This window comes from Mesorhizobium sp. C372A (assembly GCF_030323245.1).
GTDB lineage: Bacteria > Pseudomonadota > Alphaproteobacteria > Rhizobiales > Rhizobiaceae > Mesorhizobium.
Map to the genome: position 1 here is coordinate 546,473 of NZ_CP100475.1, position 23,916 is coordinate 570,388.

Consider the following 23,916-nt stretch of genomic DNA (forward strand, 5'->3'; position numbering starts at 1 on the left):
GGCGCGGGGTCAAGCCCCGGTCGCCTCCAGCGCGGCGATGAGCTCACTGTCGGCCTGCCGCAACAGCACCGGCGCCTTCATCCCCGCAATGCTTATACCGCCTTTCAGGCGATGGCGTTTCAGCCGGCCATAGAGATCCTCGACCGGCGTCGCCTGGACAGGGCCAAGCTGGCCGATCCGGCGGGCATATTCGTATTGCGGGTTGGCGGCGAGTTCGGCATCGAGCTTTTCGCTCCATGCCGCAGCGGCCGGTCCGGCTTCGACGAAGAGACGGTAGTGCGGATGCGGCTCTGTTGCCGCAACGACCAGCGCATAGGCCTGCTGCCGGCCAAGCCTGATCTTACCGATGCAATGAGCGACGAATGCCTCGGTCAGCTTCTCGCCGCAGAGATCGGAGACCATGCCGGCGCGACCGACGAATTGCAGACGCGGCGTGTCGCCGTCGAAGCCGACGACCTTCACCATGTCCTGCGTGTCATAGCGATAAAGGCCGGAGCCGGTGGTGACGATCAGCCGATAGGCCTGGCCGATCTCCAGCCGCCAGGCAAAATGGCTGGTGCCGCCATCGTCGACAAATTCGAAGAAGCCGCTTCGCGCGGCAAGGATCGATCCGGGACCGTCGCCATAGGGAAATGAAACGGCGGCTTCCGTCGACATCAACCCTTTCGACTGGATGAAGGCGGCGGGGAACAGGGCCTGCAGTTCGGCGGCGAAACCTTTGCTCGAGGCATCGGTCCAGCAGCTGATCGTATCAAGCCCCGGCCAGATCGCCGACAGGTCGCCTTGCGGGCTGGAGAGCGCTTTCTCCACCGTTTCGATACGGGCGCGGAGCGCGACAGCAGGGAGCGTTGCCGCCAGCATCGAGGCCAGTTCGGGCAAAAGCGTCGCAATGTTGCGCCGCATCGCGCGCAGGATTTCGGTGAAATAGGTAGGGCTCCACACCCAGACCAGGGCAAGATCCTCGCAGGCCAGAAGATGCAGGCAGGTCTGCCGCTGCCAGCTCTCGAAATCGGCGAGCAGCCGCAGCTCCATGGGCACGGCAGACAGGGCGATCAGGCTGTCGCGCAAGGCGCCGAAATAGGCGAAAGGCACGGGGCTGCCGACCCGGTGCACGCCGATGCGCTGATCCAGCGACCGGCCGACGGGGCTGAGCGCGAAATAACTGCGGCCTCGCGTGACGCCGGGCCGGCGGCGGATCAAGTCGGCAAGCCAGGGATAAAGGCAGTCGGTGAACGATCTCAACCCGGTGTCGGTATAGGGGATGTTCTTGGAGCCGCCCGAACTGCCGCCGGTCTGCTCGATGAACCGGATCGGCTCGGTTGTCAGCACCCCATCCTCGCCGCCGATCGCCCGGCCGATGTAAGGCTGGAGCGCGGCATAGTCGGCGATCGGCACCAGATCGCGAAACGCTTCCGCCGAACGGATTTCAGCGAACCGGCGGTCCTTGCCGAACGCGGTCGAACCATTGGCACTGATGAGACCAGCCAGGGTGCCGCGCTGGGCCGTTTCGACGCCGCTCAGCCCGGCGCGGAACCCGGCGTCGGTAGCCGCGGTGAGATCGGCAATCCGCGACCAGGCGTCAATGACCATCCGCCAGGCCTTCGGCAAAGCTGGTCGCCCCGTAACGCCTCAGGTTGGCGATGTCGAATTCGGCCAGGCAGGCAAGCTCGACACCACGAAAATGCCAGGGATTGGCCTTGAGGAAGAAGGCCGCGTAGCGGTTGCGCGCGGCGGTTTCCTCGACGCCTGCCCATTCGTGCCGCAGATGCCCATGCGACTGGCCGAAATCGATCAGCCCGGTCTCGGGATTGAAATACTGTCCATAGCGCACTGCGGCGATCTCGTTGCGTATCCGCGCCAGACCGCTGGTATCTCGTCCGTCGATCGAGGGAAAGAAGTCGCGGAAAAAATTGGGCAGGATGCGGAACGTGCGGTGGCCCATCATGATGGAGAACCAGAACAGCCGGCCCTCGCCGATCCTTGCCTTGACGGCGCCGGCAGCGCGAAACCAGGCGCGCAGCAGCACCGGATCGCCCCAGCGTGAGGAATCCAGAACCGTGTCGCCGGAAAAGAGATAGTGAACCGTGTCGTCGGCAATCTCCTGGCTTCCGACGAAAATGGTCGAGAAGCCGATGATCTCGTGCCGGCGTCGGATAAGGACGACGACCTCTTTTTCAGCGAGATCGCGGTCGAACCGGTCGCGATCGGCAGCATCGTAGTATTTCTCGTAAAGGCGGAACATCTCGTCACGATCGTCTTTGCTGAGATCGCGCACCGGCATCGTTCCGGATTCGGTCGAACCGGCGTCATGCGCCACGGTTTTCCCCCGTCAATCGATGCCATGCGTGCGACATACGGGACAAGGCAGCGACACTTCAACCGAAAAATGCCTTCGATCCACGGTAAATGATCCCACCAATTGTCGGCAGGTTGCGAAGCCAATGCGGGGCGTGGCATTTGTCGATGCCGATCATTGGGATGACAAGCAGGACATGGCAAGGCCGCCAGACATCGTCCGACAACAGGCCGCGAGCGCAGGCGTCAGCCTCAACCGGGCGCTTTCCAAACTCGGCCTGTGTTCGCGCAAGCAGGCCGAGCTGCTGATCGCCGAAGGGCGCGTGCGGGTTGGCGGCAAGGTGGTGCGCGATCCGTCGCTGCGTGTCGATCTCGACCGCGACCGCATCGCTGTCGACGGCGAGCAGATCGTCGGCGAGGCAAAAGTCTACCTGATGATCAATAAGCCGCGCGGACAGGTCACCACGCGCGATGACCCGCAGGATCGTGGCACCGTCTATGACTGCCTGGTGGAACTGGAGTTGCCTTTCGTGTCGCCGGTCGGCCGCCTCGACAAGGCCAGCGAAGGCCTGTTGCTGATGACCAACGACACGCGCTGGGCCAACCGCCTGCTCGATCCGGCCTCGCATGTCGCCAAGACCTATCATGTCCAGATCGGCACCGCGCCCGACGAAGCGATGCTGGCGCGCTTTCGCGACGGAGCGATCGTCGACGGCGAACTGCTGACCGCAAGTTCGCTCGAACTGCTGCGCAGCGGCGGCCGCACTGCCTGGCTGGAAATCGTGCTCGACGAGGGCCGCAACCGCCAGATCCGCCGCCTGCTCGGGGCATTCGACATCGAGGTGCTGAGGCTGGTTCGGGTGGCGATCGGCGGTTTGCAGCTCGGCGAGCTCGCCAAGGGCAAGGCGCGGCATCTGACATCGGAGGAATTGGCGGTGCTCGCGCGTTAAGAGGCAGGCTTGCTGAGAAACACTACTTCTGGTTCCACCTGCGTATCACCGGCTCGCTCAGATCGTGCTCATAGCCGAGGATGCTGAGGCTCGCGGTATCAAGCACGAAGTGCGCACCGCCTTCGGGTGGCAGACCGAGCCAGCGCGCGGCCAGCACGCGCAGGAAATGCGAGCTTGAAAACACCAGCACATTGCCCTCGATTGCCCGCAGCCCGGCGATGATCCTGTCGGCCCTGGCACCAACATCCGCTACCGACTCGCCGTCGGGACAGCCGTCATGGAACAATTGCCAGCCGGGGCGCTGCACAAGAATCTCCTTGGTCTTAACGCCCTCATAGGCGCCATAGTCCCATTCCTGCAGGTCGTCCTTCTTGACGGCAGCAGCGCCGAAGCCGGCAAGCGTGCAGGTGCTGAAGGCTCGCTGCGACGGGCTCGACCACACCGCCTGGAAGGACAGATCCTTGAGCCGGTCCGCCACGCCGCGAGCTGCCGCCTCGCCCTTTGCCGTCAACGGTATGTCGGTGCGGCCGGTGTGTTTTCCCGAAGCGCTCCACTCCGTCTCGCCGTGACGGACGAGGTAGATTTCGGGGTACGGATTGCTCATGCGCCGGCCTTTCGGTTTTACGTCCGCACCCTACCCGGGAGGGCCCGGCCAGCGCCAGCCACGTGCAGGCGGAAAAGGAAAGGCCGCAACCGAATCGGCTGCGGCCTTGTGCTCAAACGTCAGTGCCCGGAGCGGTCAGGCGGGCTGCAGATCGCCCGACAGCGCCAAGTCGGCTTCCTCGGACAATGTGCCGGCCATGGCGGCGGCGAACTTGGTCTGGTCGAGTTCGCCTTCCCAGCGCGCCACGACAATCGTCGCCACTGCATTGCCGACGAAGTTGGTCAGCGCCCGGCATTCCGACATGAAGCGGTCGACCCCTAGGATCAGCGCCATGCCGGCAACGGGTACCGTAGGCACGACAGAGAGCGTGGCGGCCAGCGTGATAAAGCCGGCGCCGGTGATGCCGGCGGCACCCTTGGAGCTCAGCATGGCAACCAGCAGCAGCAGAATCTGGTCGCCATAGGTGAGCGGCGTATCGGTCGCCTGGGCGATGAACAGCGCCGCCAGCGTCATGTAGATGTTGGTGCCGTCGAGGTTGAAGGAATAGCCGGTCGGGATGACCAGGCCGACCACCGAGCGGTTGCAGCCGGCGCGCTCCATCTTGGCCATCAGGCCGGGAAGAGCGGCTTCCGAGGACGAGGTGCCGAGCACCAGCAGCAGCTCTTCCTTGATGTAGCGGATCAAGGCGAGGATCGAGAAGCCGTTGTACCAAGCGACAGCGCCGAGCACGACCAGCACGAAGAGCAGCGACGTCAGGTAGAAGGTGCCGATCAGAAAGGCGAGGTTGGCAATCGCGCCGATGCCGTATTTGCCGACGGTGAAGGCCATGGCGCCGAAGGCGCCGATGGGGGCGGCCTTCATCAGGATGGCGACCAGGCGGAAGATAGGCGAGGTCAGCGCCTGCAGGAAATCGACGACCGGGCGGCCGCGCTCGCCGACCAGAGCGAGAGAGATGCCGAACAGCACCGAGAAGAACAGCACCTGCAGGATGTCGCCTTGCGCGAAGGCGCCGGTGATGGTGTCGGGGATGATGTTGAGCAGGAAGCCGACGATGGTCGTGTCATGCGCCTTCTCGGTGAAGGTGGCGACCTTCGAGGGGTCGAGCGTCGCCGCATTGATGTGCATGCCGGCGCCCGGTTGGACGACGTTGGAGACGACCATGCCGACGACCAGCGCCAGGGTCGAAAAGACCAGGAAATAGATCATCGCCTTGCCGGCGACGCGGCCTACCTTTTTCAGGTCGGAAACGCCGGCAATGCCGGTCGTCACCGTCAGGAAGATGACCGGCGCGATCACCATCTTGACCAGCTTGATGAAGGCGTCGCCGAGCGGCTTCAGCGAAGCACCGAGTTCGGGATAGAAATGACCGAGCAGCACGCCGGCGGCGATCGCCGTCAGGACCTGCACGTAGAGATGACGATAAAAGGGTAGCTTGCCGCGCGGTTCGGCGGCAGCGAATGCTGGCTGCATGACGTCCTCCATGGCGCCCCGATCGAAAGCTCGACCTCCCGGGGCAGTTGTTTTCCGCAGCCTTGCGACTGCTGTATCGGTGATTGCAACTGCCGTGCCAGACTGTGCGGTATTACCGCAGCCATTGATTTTGTTGGGTATTTTTGTCGACCGAGCTGGTGCCCCGCAACCGCAAGTGCGGACATCCGCATGATCGAATTGTGCTTTGTGCGAAATCATGCACAAATAGGGGATGCTGCAACGCCCTGCCGCGGTCCTGTCGCCGACGCCCGAGCAACTCGGCAAACGCGCGCGTCGCGCCTGGCTGCTGTTTGCGGCGATCGCGCTGGTGATCGTTGCCACGGCGCTCACCGGCGCCGGCCTCTACGCGCGCCGCGCCGAGGTCGCGGCACTGGCGGCGCAAGGCCGCACCGATGCCAATCTGAAGGTAGCGTTGCTGCGCGCCGTGCTGGAAAGCCCACGGGCGCTGCCGCTGCTCTTGTCCGAGGACCAGCAGGTGCACGACGCCCTGCAGAACAAGGGCGCTGTCACGATCGACGTGCTCAACCGCAAGCTCGAAGGGCTGGTCTCCGGCACCAAGGCTTCGGTGCTTTACGTCACCGGCGTCGACGGGTTTGCGATCGCCTCCAGCAACTGGCGCGAAACAACCAGCTTCGTCGGCAACGACTATGGTTTCCGCGCCTATTTCTCCGGCGCCATGCAATCGGGAACGGCCGAATATTTTGCGCTGGGCAACATCAGCAAGCGCCCGGGCCTCTACATTTCGCGTCGCGTCGGCAATGCGGCGGCACCGCTCGGCGTCGTCGTCGTCAAGATGGAATTCGACCAGCTTGAAGCCGACTGGCATGAGGCCAACCGGCCGGCCTATGTCAGCGACGACCACGGCGTCGTGCTGATCACCAGCGTGCCGTCCTGGCGCTTCATGACCACCGCGCCGCTGACCGGCCCGGTGGCTGCCGCCATCCGGAGCAGCCAGCAATTCGGCAACGCGCCGCTGATCCCCTTGCCGATCACACGCCCCGAGGCATTGAGCCCTGACGTGTCGATGGTGCATGCGATAACACCGGGCGGCAGCGATGCCGAATATCTCAGGCTTTCGACACTGGTCCAATCGACGCCATGGCGGCTCGATTATCTCGTGCCGGTCGAAGCGCCGATCGCGGCTGCGGTGCGTGAGATGCGGCTGCTGGCGCTGGGCGTCGTGGTGCCGTTGCTGGCGCTGGCCGGCTACCTCCTGTGGCGCCGTCAGTCGGCGCAGATGCGCATCGCCGCCGAACAGGCAGCGCGCATCGAGCTCGAGCGCCGCGTCGTCGAGCGTACGCATGACCTCAGCCTGGCTCGCGACCGGCTGCAGGCCGAGATCACCGATCACCGCAGCACCGAAGCCAAGCTGCAGGTCATGCAGCAGGAATTGGTGCAGGCCAACCGTCTTGCTACCCTCGGCCAGGTTGCCGCCGGCGTCGCGCATGAGATCAACCAGCCGGTGGCGACCATCCGCGCCTATGCCGACAATGCCCGTGTGTTCCTGGAGCGCAAGCAGACCGCCTCGGCCGAGGAGAACCTTGGAGCGATTGCCGCGCTGACCGAGCGCATCGGCGGCATCACCGAAGAGTTGAAGGTCTTTGCCCGCAAGGGGCGCACGGCAGCCGAACCGGTCGAACTGCGCGGCGTCATCGAGGGCGCCGTGGTGCTGCTCAGAAGCCGCTTTGCCGGCCGGCTGGACGCGCTCGATATCACGCTGCCGCCGGTAACGCTCAAGGTGATGGGCAACCGGCTGCGGCTCGAACAGGTGCTGATCAACCTGTTCCAGAATGCGCTGGAAGCGCTGGACGGGCGCGACGGCGCCAGGGTGCAGGTGTCGGCCCAGGAGACGGCCGACGGCGTGGCGCTTGCCGTCGCCGACAATGGGCCGGGCATTTCGCCTGCCATCCTCAAGTCATTGTTCACGCCGTTCAACACCTCGAAGGAAAAAGGCCTCGGGCTCGGCCTCGTCATCTCGCAGGACATCGTCGCCGACTATGGCGGACGCATCGAGGTGGCGAGCGACCAGGCCGGCACGCGCTTTACCATTCACCTCGCCAGGGCAGCATGATGGACACCGCACCGGTCGTATTGATCGACGACGATAGCGAATTGCGGAGGGCCACGCGGCAGACGCTGGAACTCGCTGGTTTTTCCGTCTCGGCCTTTGCGGTGGCGAACGAGGCGCTGGCCGGGCTCGACGCCAATTTTCCCGGCGTGGTGGTGTCCGACATCCGCATGCCCGGCATTGACGGCCTGCAGCTCTTCGACCGCGTCTTGCAGCTTGATGCCGACATTCCGGTAATCCTGGTCACCGGGCATGGCGACATCGCGGTTGCGGTCAAGGCGATCAAGGATGGCGCCTACGACTTCATCACCAAGCCTTTCGCCGCCGACCGGCTGGCGCAAAGTGTGGCACGGGCGGCGGAAAAGCGCCGGCTGGTGATGGAGAACCGCGCCTTGCGCGAAAGCGCCGAACAGGCGCAGGACGGCCTGCCGCTGATCGGGCAGACGCTGGCGATGGAGCGATTGCGCCGGACGCTGCGGCAAATCGCCGATACCGATGTCGACGTTCTGGTGACCGGCGAGACCGGCTCCGGCAAGGAGGTGGTGGCGAGCCTGCTGCATCGCTGGAGCCGCCGCGCCAGGGGCAATTTCGTGGCGCTGAATTGCGGCGCGCTGCCGGACACGGTCATCGAAAGCGAGCTGTTCGGCCATGAGGCCGGCGCCTTCACCGGCGCACAGAAGAAGCGCATCGGCCGGATCGAGCATTCGAGCGGCGGCACGCTGTTCCTCGACGAGATCGAAAGCATGCCGGCCTCGACCCAGGTGCAGATGCTGCGGGTGCTGGAAATGCGCGAGGTGACGCCGCTCGGCACCAATGAAATCCGGCCGGTCGACCTGCGCGTCGTCGCCGCCGCCAAGGTCGATCTCGGCGACGCCAGCCGGCGCGGCGCCTTCCGCGAGGATCTCTACTACCGGCTCAATGTGGTGACGATCTCGATCCCGCCGCTGCGCGAACGCCGCGACGACGTCGCCCTGCTGTTCTTCTACTTCGCCGAGCGTGCAGCCGGCCGCTTCCGCCGGCAAATGCCAGCCGTGCCTGCCTCAGTGCACCGCCATCTGAGCCAGCACGACTGGCCGGGCAATGTGCGTGAACTCGCGCATTTCGCCGAGCGTTTCGTGCTGGGACTCGAGGAAGCGGCGCAAGCGCCACCTTCCGCCCCGGCGGAGCCGGATGACGCCAGCTCACTGCCGGAACGACTGGAACGCTATGAAGCCAATGTCATCCGCGAGGCGCTTGGCCGCAATGACGGCGATGTCCGGCGCACGATTGAAGCGCTCGGCATTCCGCGCAAGACCTTCTACGACAAGCTGCAGCGGCACCGCATCGTGCGCAGCGATTTTTCCAGGTAATTCATTTTCCAGGTATTCAGGCGTGTGGACCCGAAAGCAGGGTAGATTTTGTGAACCGGCGCAAAAAAACCGTGGCAAGTCGGCATCAGAAAGTGTTGAAGACCGCATCGGCGGCCTTCGGCACGGCGCGATCCGGTTGCGCTCGGCAGATGTTGATGATTTGTTGCCGGTCAGCGGAGAATGAATGATGCGAGAACCTGTCGGTCAAGATGAATATGGATCGACCAACCCGTTCGATCCGGACGATCTGACGAATTTGAACGCGATCGGCCCGGCCATGGGCGGCGGCAACGACTTCGAGAAATACGCCGTTGCCGTGATCATCGTCTTCGGCGCGCTGATCATTGGCGGGCTGATGGCCGCTTCCATGACCTTTGGTCACCGGAACGGCTTCCTGTTTGCGCTTGGCGGCGCAACCGCGGCCTGGATATCGGGCAATGCGCTGCTCCTCGACCGTCCCCGCATCTACGCGGCGTTCGTCGTGATCGCGGCGCTGATGCTCGTCGGGTCGACGCTTACGCTCGTCCTCTGATCAATCTCTTGTTTTGATCAGTAGCCAATCGCCTCGCCGGATGCGGCGCGGCTGTCGATGGCGCCGTTGTAGCGGGCGCCGCCGCCCTTCTCGATTTCCGCCAGGCTCTTGCCGCCGACAAGAATGCCGGCCGCCTGACCCCAGGTAGAATCCGCGAGATCGAGGTGGTAGCCCATGCCGGCCAGCAGTTTTTCAGTGTCGGGCGACAGGCCGAACGGTTCGACATAGATCGTGTCGGGCAGCCATTGATGGTGGATGCGCGATGCGTCGATCGCCTCCTGGATGTTCATGCCGTGGTCGATGACGTTGACGATGGCTTCCAGCGTGATGGTGATGATGCGCGAGCCGCCGGGGCTGCCGATAACCATGAACGGCTTGCCGTCCTTGGCGACGATGGTCGGGCTCATCGAAGACAGCGGCGTCTTCTTCGGCTGGATGGCATTGGCCTCTCCCTGGACGAGACCGTAGAGGTTGGGCACGCCGGGCTTCTGGGTGAAATCATCCATCTCGTTGTTGAGCAGGATGCCGGTGCCGTCGGCGACCACGCCGGCGCCGAACGAACCGTTCAGCGTATAGGTGACCGCGACCGCATTGCCGTCATCGTCGATGATCGAATAGTGCGTCGTTTCCTTCGACTCGCCGAAGCCCTTCGGCATCAAATCCTGCGAGACGCCGGCGCGGAACGGGTCGATCTTGTCGCGGGTCTCCTTGGCGTAACCCTTGTCGAGCAGTTTCGAGACCGGATTGTCGACGAAATCGGGATCGCCGAGCGCCGAGTTGCGGTCCACATAGGCGTAACGCATCGCCTCGACCATGACATGCACCGTCTCGGCCGAGCCGGCGCCAAGATAGGACAGCGGGTAGCCCTCCAGCACGTTGAGGATTTCGCAGATGATGACGCCGCCGGAGCTTGGCGGCGGCGAGGACGTGATCTCATAGCCCCGATAGGTGCAGCTCACCGGTTGCAACTCGCGTACCTTATATTGCTCGAAGTCTGAGTTGGCCAGAATGCCGCCCTTGGCGCCGCTCGCCTTGACGATGGCGTCGGCGATGGCGCCTTTGTAGAAGGCGTCGGCGCCTTTTTCGGAGATGGCGGCGAGCGAGGCTGCAAGATCGGGCTGGAGGAGACGCTCGCCGGCGCCATAGGGTTTGCCGTCCGGCTTCAGGAAGATGGCGGCGGCGGCAGGGTCCTTCGCCAGCCGTGCGGCATTGCTTGCGAATGAAGCAGCGTCGCCCTGGTCGAGGATGAAGCCATCCTTGGCATAGGCAATTGCCGGCGCCATCAAATCCTGGCGTGGCAGCGTGCCATATTTTTCACGAGCCATCTCGAACCCTGCCACGGAACCCGGTACGCCGACCGCGAGGTAGCCATCAAGGCTGGCGCCCTTCACCGGATTGCCGTCCTTGTCGAGATACATGGTCTTGGTTGCCGCCAGCGGCGCGCGCTCGCGGAAATCGAGGAAGGTCGATTTGCCGTCCTTGAAGCGGATGGTCATGAACCCGCCACCGCCGATATTGCCGGCATTAGGGTAGACGACGGCGAGCGCATAGCCGACGGCGACCGCCGCATCGACGGCATTGCCGCCCTTCTTCAGCACCTCGACGCCGGCTTCCGACGCCAGATGCTGGGCGGTGACGACCATGCCGTGCTCGCCCTTCGCAGGTTGAGGCGATGCGGCATGGAGCGCGCCGGATGGCGCGAGCGCAATTGCGAGCGAAAGGGTGACGCCAATCAGCGTCCGGCGGGTCAAGGGCATGGCGGTGCTCCAAGTGCGGTGTGCCTAGAAGAGCTACATGGAGCGGCCGAGTCCATCATCAATATGAGCTAACACATATTGGTGTTCGCCTGGCAGAGGCAAGCTAATCTCCCCCCGTGGTGGAGATTAGCCAATCTCAAACAATCCCGCCTGACCCGCCCACAACCGCCGGCCGTTCCGCCGCGACCTTCGCCCGGTAGCCCGCCGCGCGATATGCGGCGACTGGATCAATGGCGCCGCCTGTGTTCAGCCGCGCCATGGCAAGGATCGGCTCGACATCGGTGCGGTAGGCAGCTTTTAGCGTCTGCGTCGCCATCAGCGCATCATTGCCGTCTTGGAAACCCTCGAGCGCCTTGCGGTCGACCAGCAGCGCCTGCGCATAGGCGCGCTGCACCTCGACTGCCGACAGCATCAGGCTTTCGATCGGGTCGGTGACGTTGTGGCTCTGGTCGAGCATGTGAGCGGGATCGAAACCCTCGGCGCCGGAAAGCTCGGCATCAACCAGTTCGTTGAAGACCAGGAACAGCCGATAGGGATCGATCGAGCCGGCATCGAGATCGTCGTCGCCATACTTCGAATCGTTGAAATGGAAGCCGCCGAGTTTCTTGAACTGGATCAGCCGCGACACGATCATCTCGATGTTGACATTGGGCGCATGGTGGCCCAGGTCGACCAGGCAGTAGGCCTTGTTGCCCAGCTCCTTGGATATGAGGTAGTTAGTGCCCCAGTCCTGCACGACCGTCGAATAGAAGGCCGGCTCGTACATTTTGTGTTCGGTGAACAGCTTCCAGTCGGCGGGCAGTCCGGCATAGATCTCCTTCATCGCGTCGAGATAGCGCTCGAAGACTTTGGCGAAATTGACCTGGCCGGGGAAATTCGAGCCGTCGCCTATCCACACCGTCAGCGCTTTGGAACCAAGCGTCTTGCCGATCTCGATGCATTCCAGATTGTGCTCGACTGCCTGCCGGCGCGTGCCGGCATCGGCATGCGACAGCGACCCGAACTTGTAGGACAGTTTTTGGTCCCTGGCATCCGAGAAGGTGTTGGAATTCATGGCGTCGAAGCCGAGGCCGAAGCGCGAGGCCGCCTGCTTCAGCCGGTTCGGATCGGTCTTGTCCCACGGTATATGCAGCGAGACGGTCGGCGTCGCCTGCGTCAGTTGGCTGATGACGGCGCAGTCCTCGATCTTGTCGAAAATGTCGCGCGGCTCGCCGGCGCCGGGAAAACGGGCAAACCGCGTGCCGCCTGTGCCGACGCCCCAGGACGGAATGGCGACGGCGAATTTCTCGACCTTGTCGCGGATGGCATCGATGGCGATGCCGCGGCGGTCGAGGCGTTCGGCGAGAGAGGCGTAGTCGCGCTCGAGGTCGGGTTTGCGCTGGGCGTTGTGGCTGGAGACGAGATCGGCGGCGATGATGGTTTCGGACAAGTGCTATTCCTCCCAATGCGTTCAGTCAGCGCTGCCCCTCATCCGGCCCTTCGGGCCACCTTCTCCCCTTATAGTGACGGGGAGAAGAGACGCGCTCCGCTCTTAACTCAGCGCGTAAAGCTCTGCGCGTTGCCGGCGTCGACGTTGATGATGTTGCCGGTGGATTTGGCCGACATGTCGGAGGCGAAGAAATAAATCGCTTCGGCAATGTCTTCGGGGAACACCGAGCGCTTCAGCATCGAGCGCGAGCGGTAGTGTTCTTCCAGATCGTCGGTCGACATCTTGTAGGCGGCGGCGCGCTGTTCCTTCCACTCGCCGGTCCAGATTTTCGAGCCGCGCAGCACGGCGTCCGGATTGACGACATTGACCCGGATCTGGGCTTCCGCGCCTTCCAGCGCCAGGCAGCGGGCGAGATGGATTTCAGCCGCCTTGGCGGTGCAATAGGCGGCGGCGTTGGGTGACGCGGCAAGACCGTTCTTGGAGGCGACGAAGACGGCATTGCCGCCGATCTTCTGGGCCCGGAACAGCCGGAAGGCTTCGCGCGAGACCAGGAAATAGCCGGTCGACAATATGTCCATGTTCTTGTTCCACAGCGCCAGCGTCGTCTCCTCGATCGGCGCCGAGGAGGCGAGACCGGCATTGGAGACGAGAATATCAATGCCGCCGAACTCGACGGCTGTTTCGGCAAAGCCGGAGACGACCTGCTCCTCCGCGGTGACGTTGATCAGCACCGGACGGACGAAGTCCTTGCCATAGGCTTTCGCCAGTTCGTCGTTGGCGTTGGCAAGTGCGGTCTCGTCGATATCGGCCAGCACGACGCAGGCGCCTTCGCGCAGCAGGCGATTGGCGGTGGCGCGGCCGATGCCGCCGGCGCCGCCGGTGACCAGCGCGATTTGGCCGGCGAGCGACTTCGGCTTCGGCATGCGCTGCAGCTTCAAATCCTCGAGCAGCCAGTATTCGATGTCGAAGGCCTCCTGCGCCGGCAGGCCGACATAGGACGAAACGGTCGAGGCCCCGCGCATGACATTGATGGCGTTGACGTAGAATTCGCCAGAGATGCGGGCGGTGGCCTTGTCGCCGGCGAAGGTGAACATGCCGACGCCGGGCATCAGGTAGACCACGGCGTTGGGGTCACGGATCGGGGGCGAGTCCGGATGCTTGCAGCTGTCGTAATAGGCCTGGTAGCCGACACGGTACTCAGCAATATCGTCGGCGAGTCGGGCGATAACGGCTTCGACGTCGGGCTTCGCTGGGTCGAACTCGATAACCAGCGGGCGAATTTTTGTGCGCAGGAAATGATCCGGGCATGAAGTGCCGAGCGCCGCCAGCGGGCGCAAATCCCTGGAGTTGACGAATTCGAGCACGGCGGCGGAATCGTCGAAATGGCCGAGCTTGTGGCTCTTCTCCGAAATCAGGCCGCGAATCCTCGGCATCAGTCTCGCCGCGATGGCGCGGCGCTCAGCGGCGTCGAGCGATTTGACGGCTTCGCCGCCGAAGATGGCGAGACCCTCGGAGCGGCGCTCGAACCACTCGATCGCCTGGTTGATGACCGAGATCGTCGTCTCATAGCACTCCTTGGGTGTGTCGCCCCAGGTGAACAGGCCGTGGCTTTCGAGGATGACGCCCTTGGCTTCGGGGTGTTCGACGCAGAATTTCTCCAGCCAGAGGCCAAGTTCGAAGCCCGGCCGCTTCCACGGCAGCCAGCCGATGGCGTCACCGAAGATCTCCTTGGTCAACGCCTTGGAATCCTTGGCCGCGGCAATCGCGATAATGGCATCGGGATGCATGTGATCGACGAACGGCTTCGGCACATAGGCGTGCAGCGGCGTGTCGATCGAGGCCGCGCGCGGGTTGAGATTGAAGGTGCAGTGGGGAAGATAGCCCACCATCTCGTCCTCATGCGCGACGCCGCGATAAAGGCCTTTCAGCGCCTGCAGTTTGTCCATGTAAAGCGTGGCGAAACCGTCCAGCTTGATCGAGGCGCTGTCGCCGCCCGAGCCCTTGACCCATAGCACTTCGACTTCGGCGCCGGAGAGCGGGTCCTTCTGCCGGATCTTGGACGAGGTGTTGCCGCCGCCATAATTGGTGACACGCTTGTCGGAGCCGAGCGTGTTGGAGCGATAGACCAGAAGCTCAGGCTCGCTCAGCCCCTTGGCTTTAGCATCGTCCCAAAGGTTGGCAAGGCGCGAGCCGGAGCGCTTGTCGAGCATGATTATCCTCCCTGGACGCAAAAGGCGCGGTCCATTTTGCCGGAAATGTCTACGCAAGCATCTCGGTTGTCAATCATAAACGATCAAGATCGATCATATTGCACTGCACAATGAAATTATATGAGCGGAAATGATTGACACTGGTGGTTTTCTAGTGCCTCATGACCATGCAGGGAGGAACCATGCACGAAAAAGAGCGCCACAGGATCATTCTGTCCGCCGTCCAGGAAAAGCCTGTGGTGACGGTGCAGGAGATGGTCGACCTGACGGACTCCTCCGAGGCGACGATCCGGCGCGATATCGCGGCTCTTCATGTGCAAAAGCGCCTGCGTCGCGTGCGTGGCGGCGCCGAGGCGATCTCGCCACCGCAGTTCATCGGCCTCGCCGGCCGGCCCTTTTCCGTCAACGAAACGCTTAACGCTTCGCAGAAGCGCGCGATTGCGCGCGAAGCGGTGGAGCTGTGCAAGGACGGCGAACCGATCATCATCAATGGCGGCACCACCACCTTCCAGATGGTGCATTTCCTGACCGGACGCCGCATGCCGATCTTCACCAATTCGTTCCCCATCGCCGAGCACCTGCTCAAGCATTCGAAGAACACCGTCATGCTGTCGGGCGGCACCATCTACCGCGAGCAGAACATCATCCTCTCGCCCTTCGACAATGACGTGACGCGTAATTTCTACGCGCGCCGCATGTTCATGGGCGCTCAAGGGCTCGGGCCTCTTGGCCTGATGGAAGGCGACCCGCTGCTGATCCAGGCGGAGCAGAAACTGATCGACCAGGCCGACGAACTGGTGGTGCTGGTCGACTCATCGAAATTCCGCCAGCGCTCGAGCCTGATCCTGTGCGGGCTCAAGCGCATCGCCACCGTCATCACCGATGACGGCATCGAGGATCGCGAAGCCAACATGCTGGACGCCGCGGGTGTGACGCTGATCGTCGCCCGCAAGTCGGCAAAGGAAGAATCCTCGCTGCAGGCCTGAGGCCAACCGCAGCGACGATGGAATGCAACGCTCAAGGGAGGAAATACGATGAGCTTTCTGAAGAAATTGATGGTGACGGCCGCGTTCTCGGCCGCCATGTTCGTGAATGCCGCCTATGCCGAGAACGTCAAGATCGCGCTGGTGGTGAAGTCGCTCGGCAACGGCTTCTTCGACGCCGCCAATAAGGGCGCCGAAGAGGCGGCCAAGGAACTCGGCGATGTCGACATCATCTACACCGGCCCGACCAAGGCGACCGCCGAAGCGCAGATCGAAGTGGTCAATTCGCTGATCGCGCAGAAGGTCAACGCCATTGCGATTTCGGCCAATGACGCCGACGCGCTGGTGCCGGTGCTGAAGAAGGCCATGGAGCGTGGCATCACCGTCATCTCGTGGGATTCGGGCGTCGCCAAGGAAGGCCGCCAGCTGCATCTCAACCCGTCCGACACCGGCCTGATCGGCGAGACCATCATCAAGCTGGCCGCCGACTATCTGCCGGAAGGCGGCGAAGTCGCCATTCTGTCGGCTTCGTCGACCGCGACCAACCAGAACGCCTGGATCGACGCGGCCAAGAAGATCCTGCCGGAGAAATTCCCCAAGATCAAACTCGTCGCCACCGTCTACGGCGATGACGATTCGGCCAAGAGCACCGACGAAGCCAAGGGCCTGCTGAAATCCTATCCGAACCTCAAGGCGATCATCGCGCCGACCACCGTCGGCGTCGTTGCCGCTGCCCAGGTCGTCACCGACGCGAACCTGATCGGCAAGGTCAATGTCACGGGTCTGGCGCTGCCGTCGGAGTTCAAGAAGTTCATCGACAACGGTTCCAGCCAGGCGGTTGCCCTCTGGAATCCGATCGACCTCGGCTACTCCGCCGTCTACCTCGCTCATGATCTGGCGGTGAAGAAGGAAGAGGCAAAGCCGGGCGCAACGCTGTCGATCGGCCGCGTCGGCAAGGTCACGCTCGATGACAGCAACTCGGCTGCGATGGCTCCGCCCTTCCAGTTCGACAAGTCCAACATCGAAAAGTTCTCCAAGATCTATTGATCTCGGACGTCTCGGACCAAGCGCGGCGGGACCAAAATCCCGCCGCGACTTTAAACGGACCTTGTTTCAGGGCTTGATACGGATATGGACACGACAGCCCAGCACGGCATTGCGAAGGAGGAGCCCACGGGTCCTGCCCCGCGCCTGACGCTGTCCGGCGTCTCCAAAAGCTTTCCCGGCGTGCGCGCGCTGCACAATGTCAGCCTGTCGCTTTACCCCGGCCAGGTTACGGCGCTGATCGGTGAAAACGGTGCCGGCAAGTCGACGCTGGTCAAGATCATGACCGGCATCTACCAGCCCGACGCCGGCACGATCAGCATTGACGGCCAGGCCGTCACCCTGCCCAGCGCGCATGCCGCCTTCGGCCACGGCGTCACCGCCATTCATCAGGAAACCGTGCTGTTCGACGATCTGAGCGTCGCCGAAAACATTTTTCTCGGCCATGCGCCGCGCACGCGGCTAGGCACCATCGACTGGCGCACCATGCGAAAACACGCGCGCGAAGTGCTCGACACCATGCATGCCGGCCATATCGACGCCGATGCGCGGCTGAAAGACCTCGGCATCGCCAACAAGCATCTGGTAGCGGTTGCTCGCGCGATGTCGATCGATGCGCAGATCGTCATCATGGATGAGCCGACCGCAGCCCTTTCGATGAAGGAGATCGAGGAGCTTTTCCTGCTGATCGAATTCCTCAAGGAGGAAGGCAAGGCGATCCTGTTCATCAGCCACAAGTTCGACGAGATCTATCGGATCGCCGATCGCTACACCGTGTTCCGCGACGGCGAGATGGTTGGCGAGGGCCTTATCAAGGATACCGGCCAGAGCCAGATCGTGCGCATGATGGTCGGCCGCTCGGTCGATCACATCTTTCCGCAACGCAAGGCCGAGATCGGCGCGCCGGTGCTGTCGGTCGCTGGCCTTTCGCACCCGACCGAATTCAACGACATCGGCTTCGAACTGCACAAGGGCGAGATCCTCGGTTTCTACGGCCTTGTCGGCGCCGGGCGGTCAGAGGTGATGCAGGCGATATCGGGCATCACCCGCATATCGGGTGGAACGATCACGCTGGAAGGCAAGACGATCACGCCGAAATCGGCGGCGGATTCCATCGAAGCCGGCATCGTCTACGTGCCGGAGGAACGCGGCAAGCAGGGCGTGGTGATCGGCCTGCCGATCTTCCAAAACGTCTCGCTTCCCTCGCTCAAGCGCACCTCCAAATCCGGCCTGCTGCGATTGTCGGACGAATTCGCGCTCGCCCGCTCCTACACCGAGCGGCTAGACCTGCGCGCCTCGTCGCTGAGCCAGGATGTCGGCACGCTGTCGGGCGGCAACCAGCAGAAGATCGTCATCGCCAAATGGCTGGCGACGGCGCCCAAGGTGATCATCCTGGATGAGCCGACCAAGGGCATCGACATCGGCTCCAAGGCCGCCGTCCACGGCTTCATGGCCGAGCTCGTCGCGCAGGGCCTGTCGGTGATCATGGTGTCGTCGGAACTGCCGGAGATTCTGGGCATGTCCGACCGCGTCGTCGTCATGCGCGAAGGGCTGGTTGCGGCGGTCTACGATAATAAGGGGCTGGACGCCGAAACGCTGGTCCGGACGGCAGCGGGGATCGCGGCATGAAGGCTCTCCTGAAATTCCGCGAGATCTGGCTGGCAGCGGCGATCGTCGCTTTGATTGCTCTGATCTCGACGCGCTTCCCGGCCTTTGCCGACCCCGGCAATCTCGCCCAGGTGTTCAACGACACCTCGATCCTGATGATCCTGGCGCTGGGACAGATGGTCGTCATCCTGACCCGCTCGATCGACCTGTCGATGGCCTCCAACCTGTGCTTCACCGGCATGGTGGTGGCGATGCTGAACGCCGCGCATCCGGCGATCCCGATCCCGCTGCTGATCGTCATTGCGCTGGCCGTCGGACTGGTGCTCGGCGCCATCAACGGCCTGCTGGTGTGGCGGCTGAACATCCCTTCGATCGTGGTGACATTGGGCACGCTCACCATCTATCGCGGCGCCACCTTCGTCCTGTCCGGCGGCGCATGGGTCAATGCCGACAAGATGAGCCCTGAGTTCATCGGCTTCCAGCGCGCAGCTTTCCTGGGCATTCCGGTTCTGTCCTGGATCGCCATACTGGTCATCGCGCTGTTCTTCGTGGTGATGACGCGAACCGCGCTTGGCCGTTCGATCTATGCCATCGGCGTCAACCCGACGGCGTCGGTCTATGCCGGCATCGATGTCGGCCGAACCAAATTCATCGTCTTCTGCATTTCCGGCATGATCGGCGGGCTCGCCGGTTATCTCTGGATTTCTCGTTATGTCATCGCCTCGGTCGAGGTCGCCAACGGCTATGAACTCAACATCATCGCCGCCTGCGTCATCGGCGGCATTTCGATTGCCGGCGGCATCGGCTCGGTCGGGGGCGCGGTGTTAGGGGCGCTGTTCCTCGGCATCATTTCCAACGCGCTGCCCGTCATCAACATCTCGCCCTTCTGGCAGATGGCGATTTCAGGCAGCGCCATCATCCTGGCCGTCGTGCTCAACGCGCGTGGCGAACGTCAGCAGGGGCGGATTATCCTGAGGAAAGCGGAAGCGGCATGACCGACACCCCCGCCCCGCGCCACATTCCCGACCGGCTCGACAAGCCGCTCTCCTCGGCGATCTTTTCCTGGGAGGCGCTGCTGGTCGTCGTGGCGGTCGCCATCTTCGCCATCAACAGTTTCGCCTCGCCCTATTTCCTCGACGCCTACTCCCTGTCGGATCTGACTTTCAATTTCACCGAGAAAGGCCTGATCGCCTTCGCGATGGCGCTGCTGATCATTTCGGGCGAGATCGACCTGTCGGTCGCCGCCATCATCGCGCTCGCCTCGACCATGATGGGCATGGCTGTGCAGGCCGGCGCCGACACGCCGGTGCTGGTGGCTATCGGCATCGTCGTCGGGCTCGGTTGCGGCGCCTTCAACGGGCTCCTGGTGACAAGGCTCGGCCTGCCCTCCATCGTCGTCACCATCGGCACGATGAGCCTGTTTCGCGGCATCGCCTTCATCATCCTGGGCGATCAGGCCTACAAAGGCTATCCCGAGAGTTTTGCTTTCTTGGGCCAGGGTTACGTCTGGTGGGTGGTGTCGTTCGAACTGGTGCTCTTCCTCCTCGCGGCCGTCGCCTACTGGTTCCTGCTGCATCGCACCAGCTTCGGCCGCCGTGTCTTTGCCATCGGCAACAATCCGGTCGCGGCACAGTTTTCCGGCGTTCGCGTCGGCCGCATCAAATTCATCCTGTTTTGCATGACCGGACTGATGGCGGGCATCGCCTCGGTGCTGATCACCTCGCGGCTCGGCTCGACGCGGCCGTCCATCGCGCAGGGCTACGAGCTTGAGGTCATCACCATGGTGGTGCTGGGCGGCGTCAGCATTCTGGGCGGCTCCGGCAGCATTGTTGGCGTCGTGCTCGCCGCCTTTATCATGGGGCTGGTGACCTTCGGCCTCGGCCTGCTCAACGTGCCCGGCATCGTCATGTCGATCTTCATCGGCCTGCTCTTGATCTTCGTCATCGCGCTGCCGATCGTCTGGCGACAGCTGCGTGGTAACAGCTGATGCCTGAGAAATACGCCTTCAAGATGCAGCTCAAACCCGGCATGAAAGCCGAGTACAAAAAGCGCCACGATGAGATCTGGCCGTCGCTGGTGGCGCTGCTGAGAGAGGCCGGCGTCGCCGATTATTCGATCCATCTCGATGAAGACACCAACATCCTGTTCGGCGTGCTGTGGCGGCGGGACGACCATGGCATGGCCGACCTGCCGAAGCATCCGGTGATGCAGCGCTGGTGGGCGCACATGGCCGACATCATGGAGACCAGGCCGGACAACCAACCGGTGGCCATCCCCCTGGAAACAATGTTCCATATGGCATGAGTGCGCTGCGCCACATCGCCGTCATCGACATCGGCAAGACCAACGCCAAGGTGGCGCTGGTCGATCTCGTCACGCTGAGCGAGGTGGGGTTGCGCCGCATGGCGAACGCGCCGCTGCGACAAGCGCCCTATCCGCATCACGATGTCGAGGCGCTGTGGACGTTTATCCTCAACAGCCTTGCCAGCCTCGACCGCGAACAGCGTATCGACGCGATTTCGATCACCACGCATGGTGCGACCGGCGTGCTGGTCGACGCCTCGGGCGAGCTGGTGCTGCCTGTCCTAGACTATGAGTTCGATGGCCCCGACAGGTTGGCGGCGGAGTATGATGCTGTTCGTCCGCCCTTCGCCGAAACCGGTACACCGCGCCTGCCGGTCGGTCTCAATCTCGGCGCGCAATTCTTCTGGCTTGAGAAGCGTTTCCCCACCGAATTCGCCAAGGCCGCCGCGATGCTGATGTATCCGCAATACTGGGCGCTGCGCCTGACCGGCGTTGCCGCCAACGAGGTGACCTCGCTCGGCTGCCACACCGATCTGTGGAGCCCTTGGGAGGCGGACTTTTCCTCGATGGTCGACAGGCTGGATTGGCGCAGGCTGATGGCATCGGTGCGGTCGGCCAGGGGCCAGCTCGGCCCGATCCTGCCGGCGCTTGCCGCGCGCACCGGGCTCGATCCGCAGACCCCGGTTTTCTGCGGACTGCACGATTCCAACGCCTCCCTATTGCCGCATCTTCTGTCCGACGAGCCGCCCTTCTCGGTCGTCTCGACCGGCACCTGGGTGGTATCGATGGCGGTCGGCGGCAGAGAGATTGCGCTCGATGCTGCGCGCGACACGCTGGTCAATGTCAGCGCGCTGGGCGACCCCGTGCCCTCGGCGCGTTTCATGGGTGGCCGTGAGTTTTCCCAGCTGACCAACGACAAGCCGCAGGACTGCAGCGGCAGCGAGGTGCTGGCCGTTCTGACAAAAAAGATGCTGCTTTTGCCTTCTACCCAGCAGGGATCAGGACCGTTCCCGCACCATGCCGCGGAATGGCTTGATGCCGAGGGCATCAGCAAAGGCGAGCGGTTCGCCGCCATTTCCTTCTATCTGGCACTGATGACGGCGACCTGCCTCGAGCTGATCGGCGCCGACGGCCCGACCACCGTGGAAGGACCGTTTGCTCGCAACCGGCTCTTTGTCGGCATGCTGGCGGCAGCGACCGCGCGCATCGTCATCGCCTCCGAGGCGGCCACCGGCACCAGCATCGGCGCGGCACTGCTCGCATCCGATCAGCCAGTGACGCACGGCAAGGGCGAAAGAATTGAGCCGCAGACCGACCCGGTCTGGGCGGCCTATGTCACCGCGTGGCGCGCGGCAGTCGACGCGCAAGGCTGATCACAAAATCCGCTTCCCAAAGGCCGACATGACGAAGTTGACGGCGTCGGCGCCGATCCGCGGCTCCAGACCGGCGGTCAGCCCGGAAACATCCATCGACAGCAGACCGCCGGACAGCGAGATCGCCTCCATCGCCTGATGCGTCTCGCGCACCGTCAGCCCGCCCGAGCCCGCAGCCCAGCCGGTAAATTCGGTCGCCGTCGGCGAATAGCTGACGTGAAAGCCCTGCGTGCCCGACGTCGCGATGCGGATCGCCTCATGCATGAGGTCGCGCATGCCCATGGCGTCGATGTCGGTCATGGTGAAGGCCGAGACACGCGAATCCTTGAGCACCCTTGCCTCCGCCGGATCGGCATGGCGCAGGCCCACGATGACGATATTTTCCGGCGACAGCTGCGGCTGCAGCGCGCCGGGCTTGTGGTCGAGACCGAGCGCGCGGGCCAGCACCGAGACTTCAGGCATGTCTTCGGCCTCCTCGTCCTCGGGCATCAGGGCGGCGAGGGAATCGATCCAGATCAGGCCAAAGGAATGCGTCGCCCGCGCCGTTGCGGTCAGCGCCTTGTGGGCGATACGGCGATCTGCGCCGGCGGCGAGACGGACGAGGCCCGAGGGCGGCCGCTCGACGTCGGCGAGTTCGACCACGTCGAAATTCATTGCCTCCAGCCGCGCGCCGGTTCCCTCGCGGGCGATAATCCCGCCGGCTTCCGGTTCGGCCGAGATCGACACCATCTTGCGGCCGGAGAAATCCGCGACGTCGTGCATCGGCGCCTTCTCGACATATTCCGAGGTCATCGCCAGAAGCATGGCGCCATAATTCATGCGGAAGGCGACGCGGTCGCCGACGGTGGGTCGCGGATCGGCATCCTGCACATCGAGCAGCAGATGGTCGCTGGAAGCGCCGAGCACCCTCACCCCTTTGGCGATCGGCGTCAGCCCTTCCACCAGCACGTCCTCGCGGCCTATATTGGCGATGGCGCGCAGCCGGTCGCCCTCGTCGGCAAAGACCGGCTGGTTGCCGAAGGCGTCGTAGCCGGATGTGCCGATCGGCCGCGAAGGCTTGAGTTTGACCTCGATGATGTCGCTGGTCAGCCGGCAGGCATCGGGTTCGAGTTCGGGCCACGGCACGTCGCGAAAGGTTTCGACACCGCCTTGCAGGATCGCCTCGCCCACGCGCAGATTGTTGATGCCGGGCGGCAGCTTGCCTTCGAGCAGCAGCGTCAGCGATGACGAGGCGCCGCCGGAAATGAAGTCGAGGCTTTTGCCGGACAGGCGCTCAGTCTTGTAGGCATGGGCGACGAGTTGGCCAAGGTTCTCCGGGGTCGGCATTATGGCGCCGAAGCAGCCGAGATTGGTGCCGATGCCGGCGATGCGCACGCCCTTGAATTCCAGGATCTGCTCGACGGTGGGGATCAGGTCGCTTGGCCAGATGCCTTCGCGGAGATCGCCGAGATCGATCATCAGCATGATGTCGTGGACGCGGCCCATGCGCTCGGCAATGCGCGATATCTCGCGGATGGTGGTCAGTTCCGACTGCAGGCTGATGTCGACGGTGCGCACGACCTCCTCGACGCGCGCCATGGGCGGGCTGCGCAGCAGCATGACCGGCGCATTGATGCCGCTGTCGCGCAGCCGCCGAATGTTCTCAAAACGCGATTCCGCGATGCCGGCAACACCGCCGCGCAGCATGGCCCGCGCCACCTGCGGCATGCCGCATGTGCCCTTGGTGACACCGAATACCTTGATATCAGACAATGCGCAGCGTTCGACGATGGTGCGGGCGTTGCGCTCGATGCGGCCAAGGTCGATAGCGACTTGCGGTCCCGACATTTCGTCACTCAGGGTTTGTAGAATCTGTCAGTCAGATGCATCTTCCAGATCGTCGTACGATATTTGTCAAACTTTGCGCAGTGACGGTCTCA

19 protein-coding genes are annotated in these 23,916 nt (G+C 63.4%); 11 read left to right on the forward strand and 8 right to left on the reverse strand.

Annotated elements, in window-relative coordinates:
* Positions 1 to 9 precede the first annotated feature (9 nt).
* Positions 10 to 1,590 carry a GH3 family acyl-acid amido synthetase gene (locus NLY42_RS02550; protein WP_023755080.1) on the reverse strand — a complete coding sequence of 527 codons (1,581 nt, stop codon included), beginning with the start codon at positions 1,588 to 1,590 and terminating at the stop codon, positions 10 to 12.
* Complete coding sequence (locus NLY42_RS02555; RefSeq protein ID WP_023755081.1) at positions 1,580 to 2,317, reverse strand: hypothetical protein; 738 nt, start codon at positions 2,315 to 2,317, stop codon at positions 1,580 to 1,582. Before NLY42_RS02555 ends, NLY42_RS02550 begins: the two co-directional genes overlap by 11 nt.
* A 175-nt stretch (positions 2,318 to 2,492) precedes the next feature.
* On the opposite strand from NLY42_RS02555, the gene NLY42_RS02560 reads away from it, so the two are divergent.
* Positions 2,493 to 3,245 (forward strand): pseudouridine synthase, encoded by a 753-nt coding sequence (locus NLY42_RS02560; protein ID WP_023755082.1) that lies wholly within the window; start codon positions 2,493 to 2,495, stop codon positions 3,243 to 3,245.
* Positions 3,246 to 3,267: 22 nt separating this feature from the next.
* Here NLY42_RS02560 and NLY42_RS02565 read toward each other — a convergent pair whose 3' ends face one another.
* Together NLY42_RS02565 and NLY42_RS02570 are read right to left on the reverse strand one after the other, a co-directional pair.
* Positions 3,268 to 3,849, reverse strand: a complete 582-nt coding sequence (locus tag NLY42_RS02565) for a histidine phosphatase family protein (protein ID WP_023681915.1) — start codon at positions 3,847 to 3,849, stop codon at positions 3,268 to 3,270.
* Between the two features lie 135 nt (positions 3,850 to 3,984).
* Complete coding sequence (locus NLY42_RS02570) at positions 3,985 to 5,319, reverse strand: dicarboxylate/amino acid:cation symporter (protein ID WP_023681916.1); 1,335 nt, start codon at positions 5,317 to 5,319, stop codon at positions 3,985 to 3,987.
* A gap of 232 nt (positions 5,320 to 5,551) precedes the next feature.
* On the opposite strand from NLY42_RS02570, the gene NLY42_RS02575 reads away from it, so the two are divergent.
* From NLY42_RS02575 to NLY42_RS02585, 3 genes are all read left to right on the forward strand, one after another.
* On the forward strand, positions 5,552 to 7,411 hold the full coding sequence (locus NLY42_RS02575; RefSeq protein ID WP_023755083.1) for a sensor histidine kinase: 1,860 nt from the start codon (positions 5,552 to 5,554) through the stop codon (positions 7,409 to 7,411).
* On the forward strand, positions 7,408 to 8,757 hold the full coding sequence (locus NLY42_RS02580; protein ID WP_023669667.1) for a sigma-54-dependent transcriptional regulator: 1,350 nt from the start codon (positions 7,408 to 7,410) through the stop codon (positions 8,755 to 8,757). The genes NLY42_RS02575 and NLY42_RS02580 overlap by 4 nt, the downstream gene beginning before the upstream one ends.
* A 184-nt stretch (positions 8,758 to 8,941) precedes the next feature.
* Positions 8,942 to 9,289: a hypothetical protein gene (locus NLY42_RS02585; RefSeq protein WP_032885862.1), complete on the forward strand. Its 348-nt coding sequence runs from the start codon at positions 8,942 to 8,944 to the stop codon at positions 9,287 to 9,289.
* A 17-nt stretch (positions 9,290 to 9,306) separates the two neighbouring features.
* On the opposite strand, the gene ggt is transcribed toward NLY42_RS02585, so the two are convergent.
* From ggt to NLY42_RS02600, 3 genes are all read right to left on the reverse strand, one after another.
* Positions 9,307 to 11,046 (reverse strand): gamma-glutamyltransferase, encoded by a 1,740-nt coding sequence (gene ggt, locus NLY42_RS02590; RefSeq protein WP_023755084.1) that lies wholly within the window; start codon positions 11,044 to 11,046, stop codon positions 9,307 to 9,309.
* A gap of 136 nt (positions 11,047 to 11,182) precedes the next feature.
* Entirely contained in the window at positions 11,183 to 12,475 is a 1,293-nt protein-coding gene (gene rhaI, locus NLY42_RS02595; protein ID WP_023755085.1) for an L-rhamnose catabolism isomerase, read from the reverse strand.
* A 107-nt stretch (positions 12,476 to 12,582) separates the two neighbouring features.
* Positions 12,583 to 14,685 carry a bifunctional rhamnulose-1-phosphate aldolase/short-chain dehydrogenase gene (locus NLY42_RS02600; protein ID WP_023755086.1) on the reverse strand — a complete coding sequence of 701 codons (2,103 nt, stop codon included), beginning with the start codon at positions 14,683 to 14,685 and terminating at the stop codon, positions 12,583 to 12,585.
* 182 nt (positions 14,686 to 14,867) lie between these two features.
* Here NLY42_RS02600 and NLY42_RS02605 point away from each other — a divergent pair, with 182 nt between their 5' ends.
* The 7 genes from NLY42_RS02605 to NLY42_RS02635 all read left to right on the forward strand — a co-directional run bounded on the left by NLY42_RS02605 (position 14,868) and on the right by NLY42_RS02635 (position 21,997).
* A complete protein-coding gene (locus NLY42_RS02605; protein WP_023755087.1) occupies positions 14,868 to 15,671 on the forward strand; it encodes a DeoR/GlpR family DNA-binding transcription regulator in 804 nt (267 codons plus the stop codon).
* A 48-nt stretch (positions 15,672 to 15,719) separates the two neighbouring features.
* Complete coding sequence (gene rhaS, locus NLY42_RS02610) at positions 15,720 to 16,715, forward strand: rhamnose ABC transporter substrate-binding protein (protein WP_023669661.1); 996 nt, start codon at positions 15,720 to 15,722, stop codon at positions 16,713 to 16,715.
* Between the two features lie 84 nt (positions 16,716 to 16,799).
* The gene (locus NLY42_RS02615) at positions 16,800 to 18,341 is read left to right on the forward strand and encodes a sugar ABC transporter ATP-binding protein (RefSeq protein WP_023736115.1); all 1,542 of its coding nucleotides are present in this window, start codon (positions 16,800 to 16,802) and stop codon (positions 18,339 to 18,341) included.
* The gene (locus NLY42_RS02620; protein ID WP_023699531.1) at positions 18,338 to 19,315 is read left to right on the forward strand and encodes an ABC transporter permease; all 978 of its coding nucleotides are present in this window, start codon (positions 18,338 to 18,340) and stop codon (positions 19,313 to 19,315) included. The genes NLY42_RS02615 and NLY42_RS02620 overlap by 4 nt, the downstream gene beginning before the upstream one ends.
* Positions 19,312 to 20,307 (forward strand): ABC transporter permease, encoded by a 996-nt coding sequence (locus NLY42_RS02625; protein WP_023699530.1) that lies wholly within the window; start codon positions 19,312 to 19,314, stop codon positions 20,305 to 20,307. Before NLY42_RS02620 ends, NLY42_RS02625 begins: the two co-directional genes overlap by 4 nt.
* Complete coding sequence (gene rhaM / locus NLY42_RS02630) at positions 20,307 to 20,624, forward strand: L-rhamnose mutarotase (protein WP_023681927.1); 318 nt, start codon at positions 20,307 to 20,309, stop codon at positions 20,622 to 20,624. The genes NLY42_RS02625 and rhaM overlap by 1 nt, the downstream gene beginning before the upstream one ends.
* Entirely contained in the window at positions 20,621 to 21,997 is a 1,377-nt protein-coding gene (locus tag NLY42_RS02635; protein ID WP_023755088.1) for an FGGY-family carbohydrate kinase, read from the forward strand. The genes rhaM and NLY42_RS02635 overlap by 4 nt, the downstream gene beginning before the upstream one ends.
* Here the strand turns inward: NLY42_RS02635 and NLY42_RS02640 are convergent, their stop codons facing one another.
* On the reverse strand, positions 21,998 to 23,824 hold the full coding sequence (locus NLY42_RS02640) for an alanine racemase (RefSeq protein WP_023755089.1): 1,827 nt from the start codon (positions 23,822 to 23,824) through the stop codon (positions 21,998 to 22,000).
* Between the last annotated feature and the right edge of the window lie 92 nt (positions 23,825 to 23,916).

What these genes read in the sequence shown, in the direction of transcription:
- NLY42_RS02550 (WP_023755080.1), bottom strand. Translation starts at nt 1,590, where the DNA reads ATGGTCATTGACGCCTGGTCGCGGATTGCCGATCTCACCGCGGCTACC.
- NLY42_RS02560 (WP_023755082.1), top strand. Translation starts at nt 2,493, where the DNA reads ATGGCAAGGCCGCCAGACATCGTCCGACAACAGGCCGCGAGCGCAGGC.
- NLY42_RS02565 (WP_023681915.1), bottom strand. Translation starts at nt 3,849, where the DNA reads ATGAGCAATCCGTACCCCGAAATCTACCTCGTCCGTCACGGCGAGACG.
- NLY42_RS02570 (WP_023681916.1), bottom strand. Translation starts at nt 5,319, where the DNA reads ATGCAGCCAGCATTCGCTGCCGCCGAACCGCGCGGCAAGCTACCCTTT.
- NLY42_RS02575 (WP_023755083.1), top strand. Translation starts at nt 5,552, where the DNA reads ATGCTGCAACGCCCTGCCGCGGTCCTGTCGCCGACGCCCGAGCAACTC.
- NLY42_RS02580 (WP_023669667.1), top strand. Translation starts at nt 7,408, where the DNA reads ATGATGGACACCGCACCGGTCGTATTGATCGACGACGATAGCGAATTG.
- NLY42_RS02585 (WP_032885862.1), top strand. Translation starts at nt 8,942, where the DNA reads ATGATGCGAGAACCTGTCGGTCAAGATGAATATGGATCGACCAACCCG.
- ggt (WP_023755084.1), bottom strand. Translation starts at nt 11,046, where the DNA reads ATGCCCTTGACCCGCCGGACGCTGATTGGCGTCACCCTTTCGCTCGCA.
- NLY42_RS02600 (WP_023755086.1), bottom strand. Translation starts at nt 14,685, where the DNA reads ATGCTCGACAAGCGCTCCGGCTCGCGCCTTGCCAACCTTTGGGACGAT.
- NLY42_RS02605 (WP_023755087.1), top strand. Translation starts at nt 14,868, where the DNA reads ATGCACGAAAAAGAGCGCCACAGGATCATTCTGTCCGCCGTCCAGGAA.
- rhaS (WP_023669661.1), top strand. Translation starts at nt 15,720, where the DNA reads ATGAGCTTTCTGAAGAAATTGATGGTGACGGCCGCGTTCTCGGCCGCC.
- NLY42_RS02615 (WP_023736115.1), top strand. Translation starts at nt 16,800, where the DNA reads ATGGACACGACAGCCCAGCACGGCATTGCGAAGGAGGAGCCCACGGGT.
- NLY42_RS02620 (WP_023699531.1), top strand. Translation starts at nt 18,338, where the DNA reads ATGAAGGCTCTCCTGAAATTCCGCGAGATCTGGCTGGCAGCGGCGATC.
- NLY42_RS02625 (WP_023699530.1), top strand. Translation starts at nt 19,312, where the DNA reads ATGACCGACACCCCCGCCCCGCGCCACATTCCCGACCGGCTCGACAAG.
- rhaM (WP_023681927.1), top strand. Translation starts at nt 20,307, where the DNA reads ATGCCTGAGAAATACGCCTTCAAGATGCAGCTCAAACCCGGCATGAAA.
- NLY42_RS02635 (WP_023755088.1), top strand. Translation starts at nt 20,621, where the DNA reads ATGAGTGCGCTGCGCCACATCGCCGTCATCGACATCGGCAAGACCAAC.
- NLY42_RS02640 (WP_023755089.1), bottom strand. Translation starts at nt 23,824, where the DNA reads ATGTCGGGACCGCAAGTCGCTATCGACCTTGGCCGCATCGAGCGCAAC.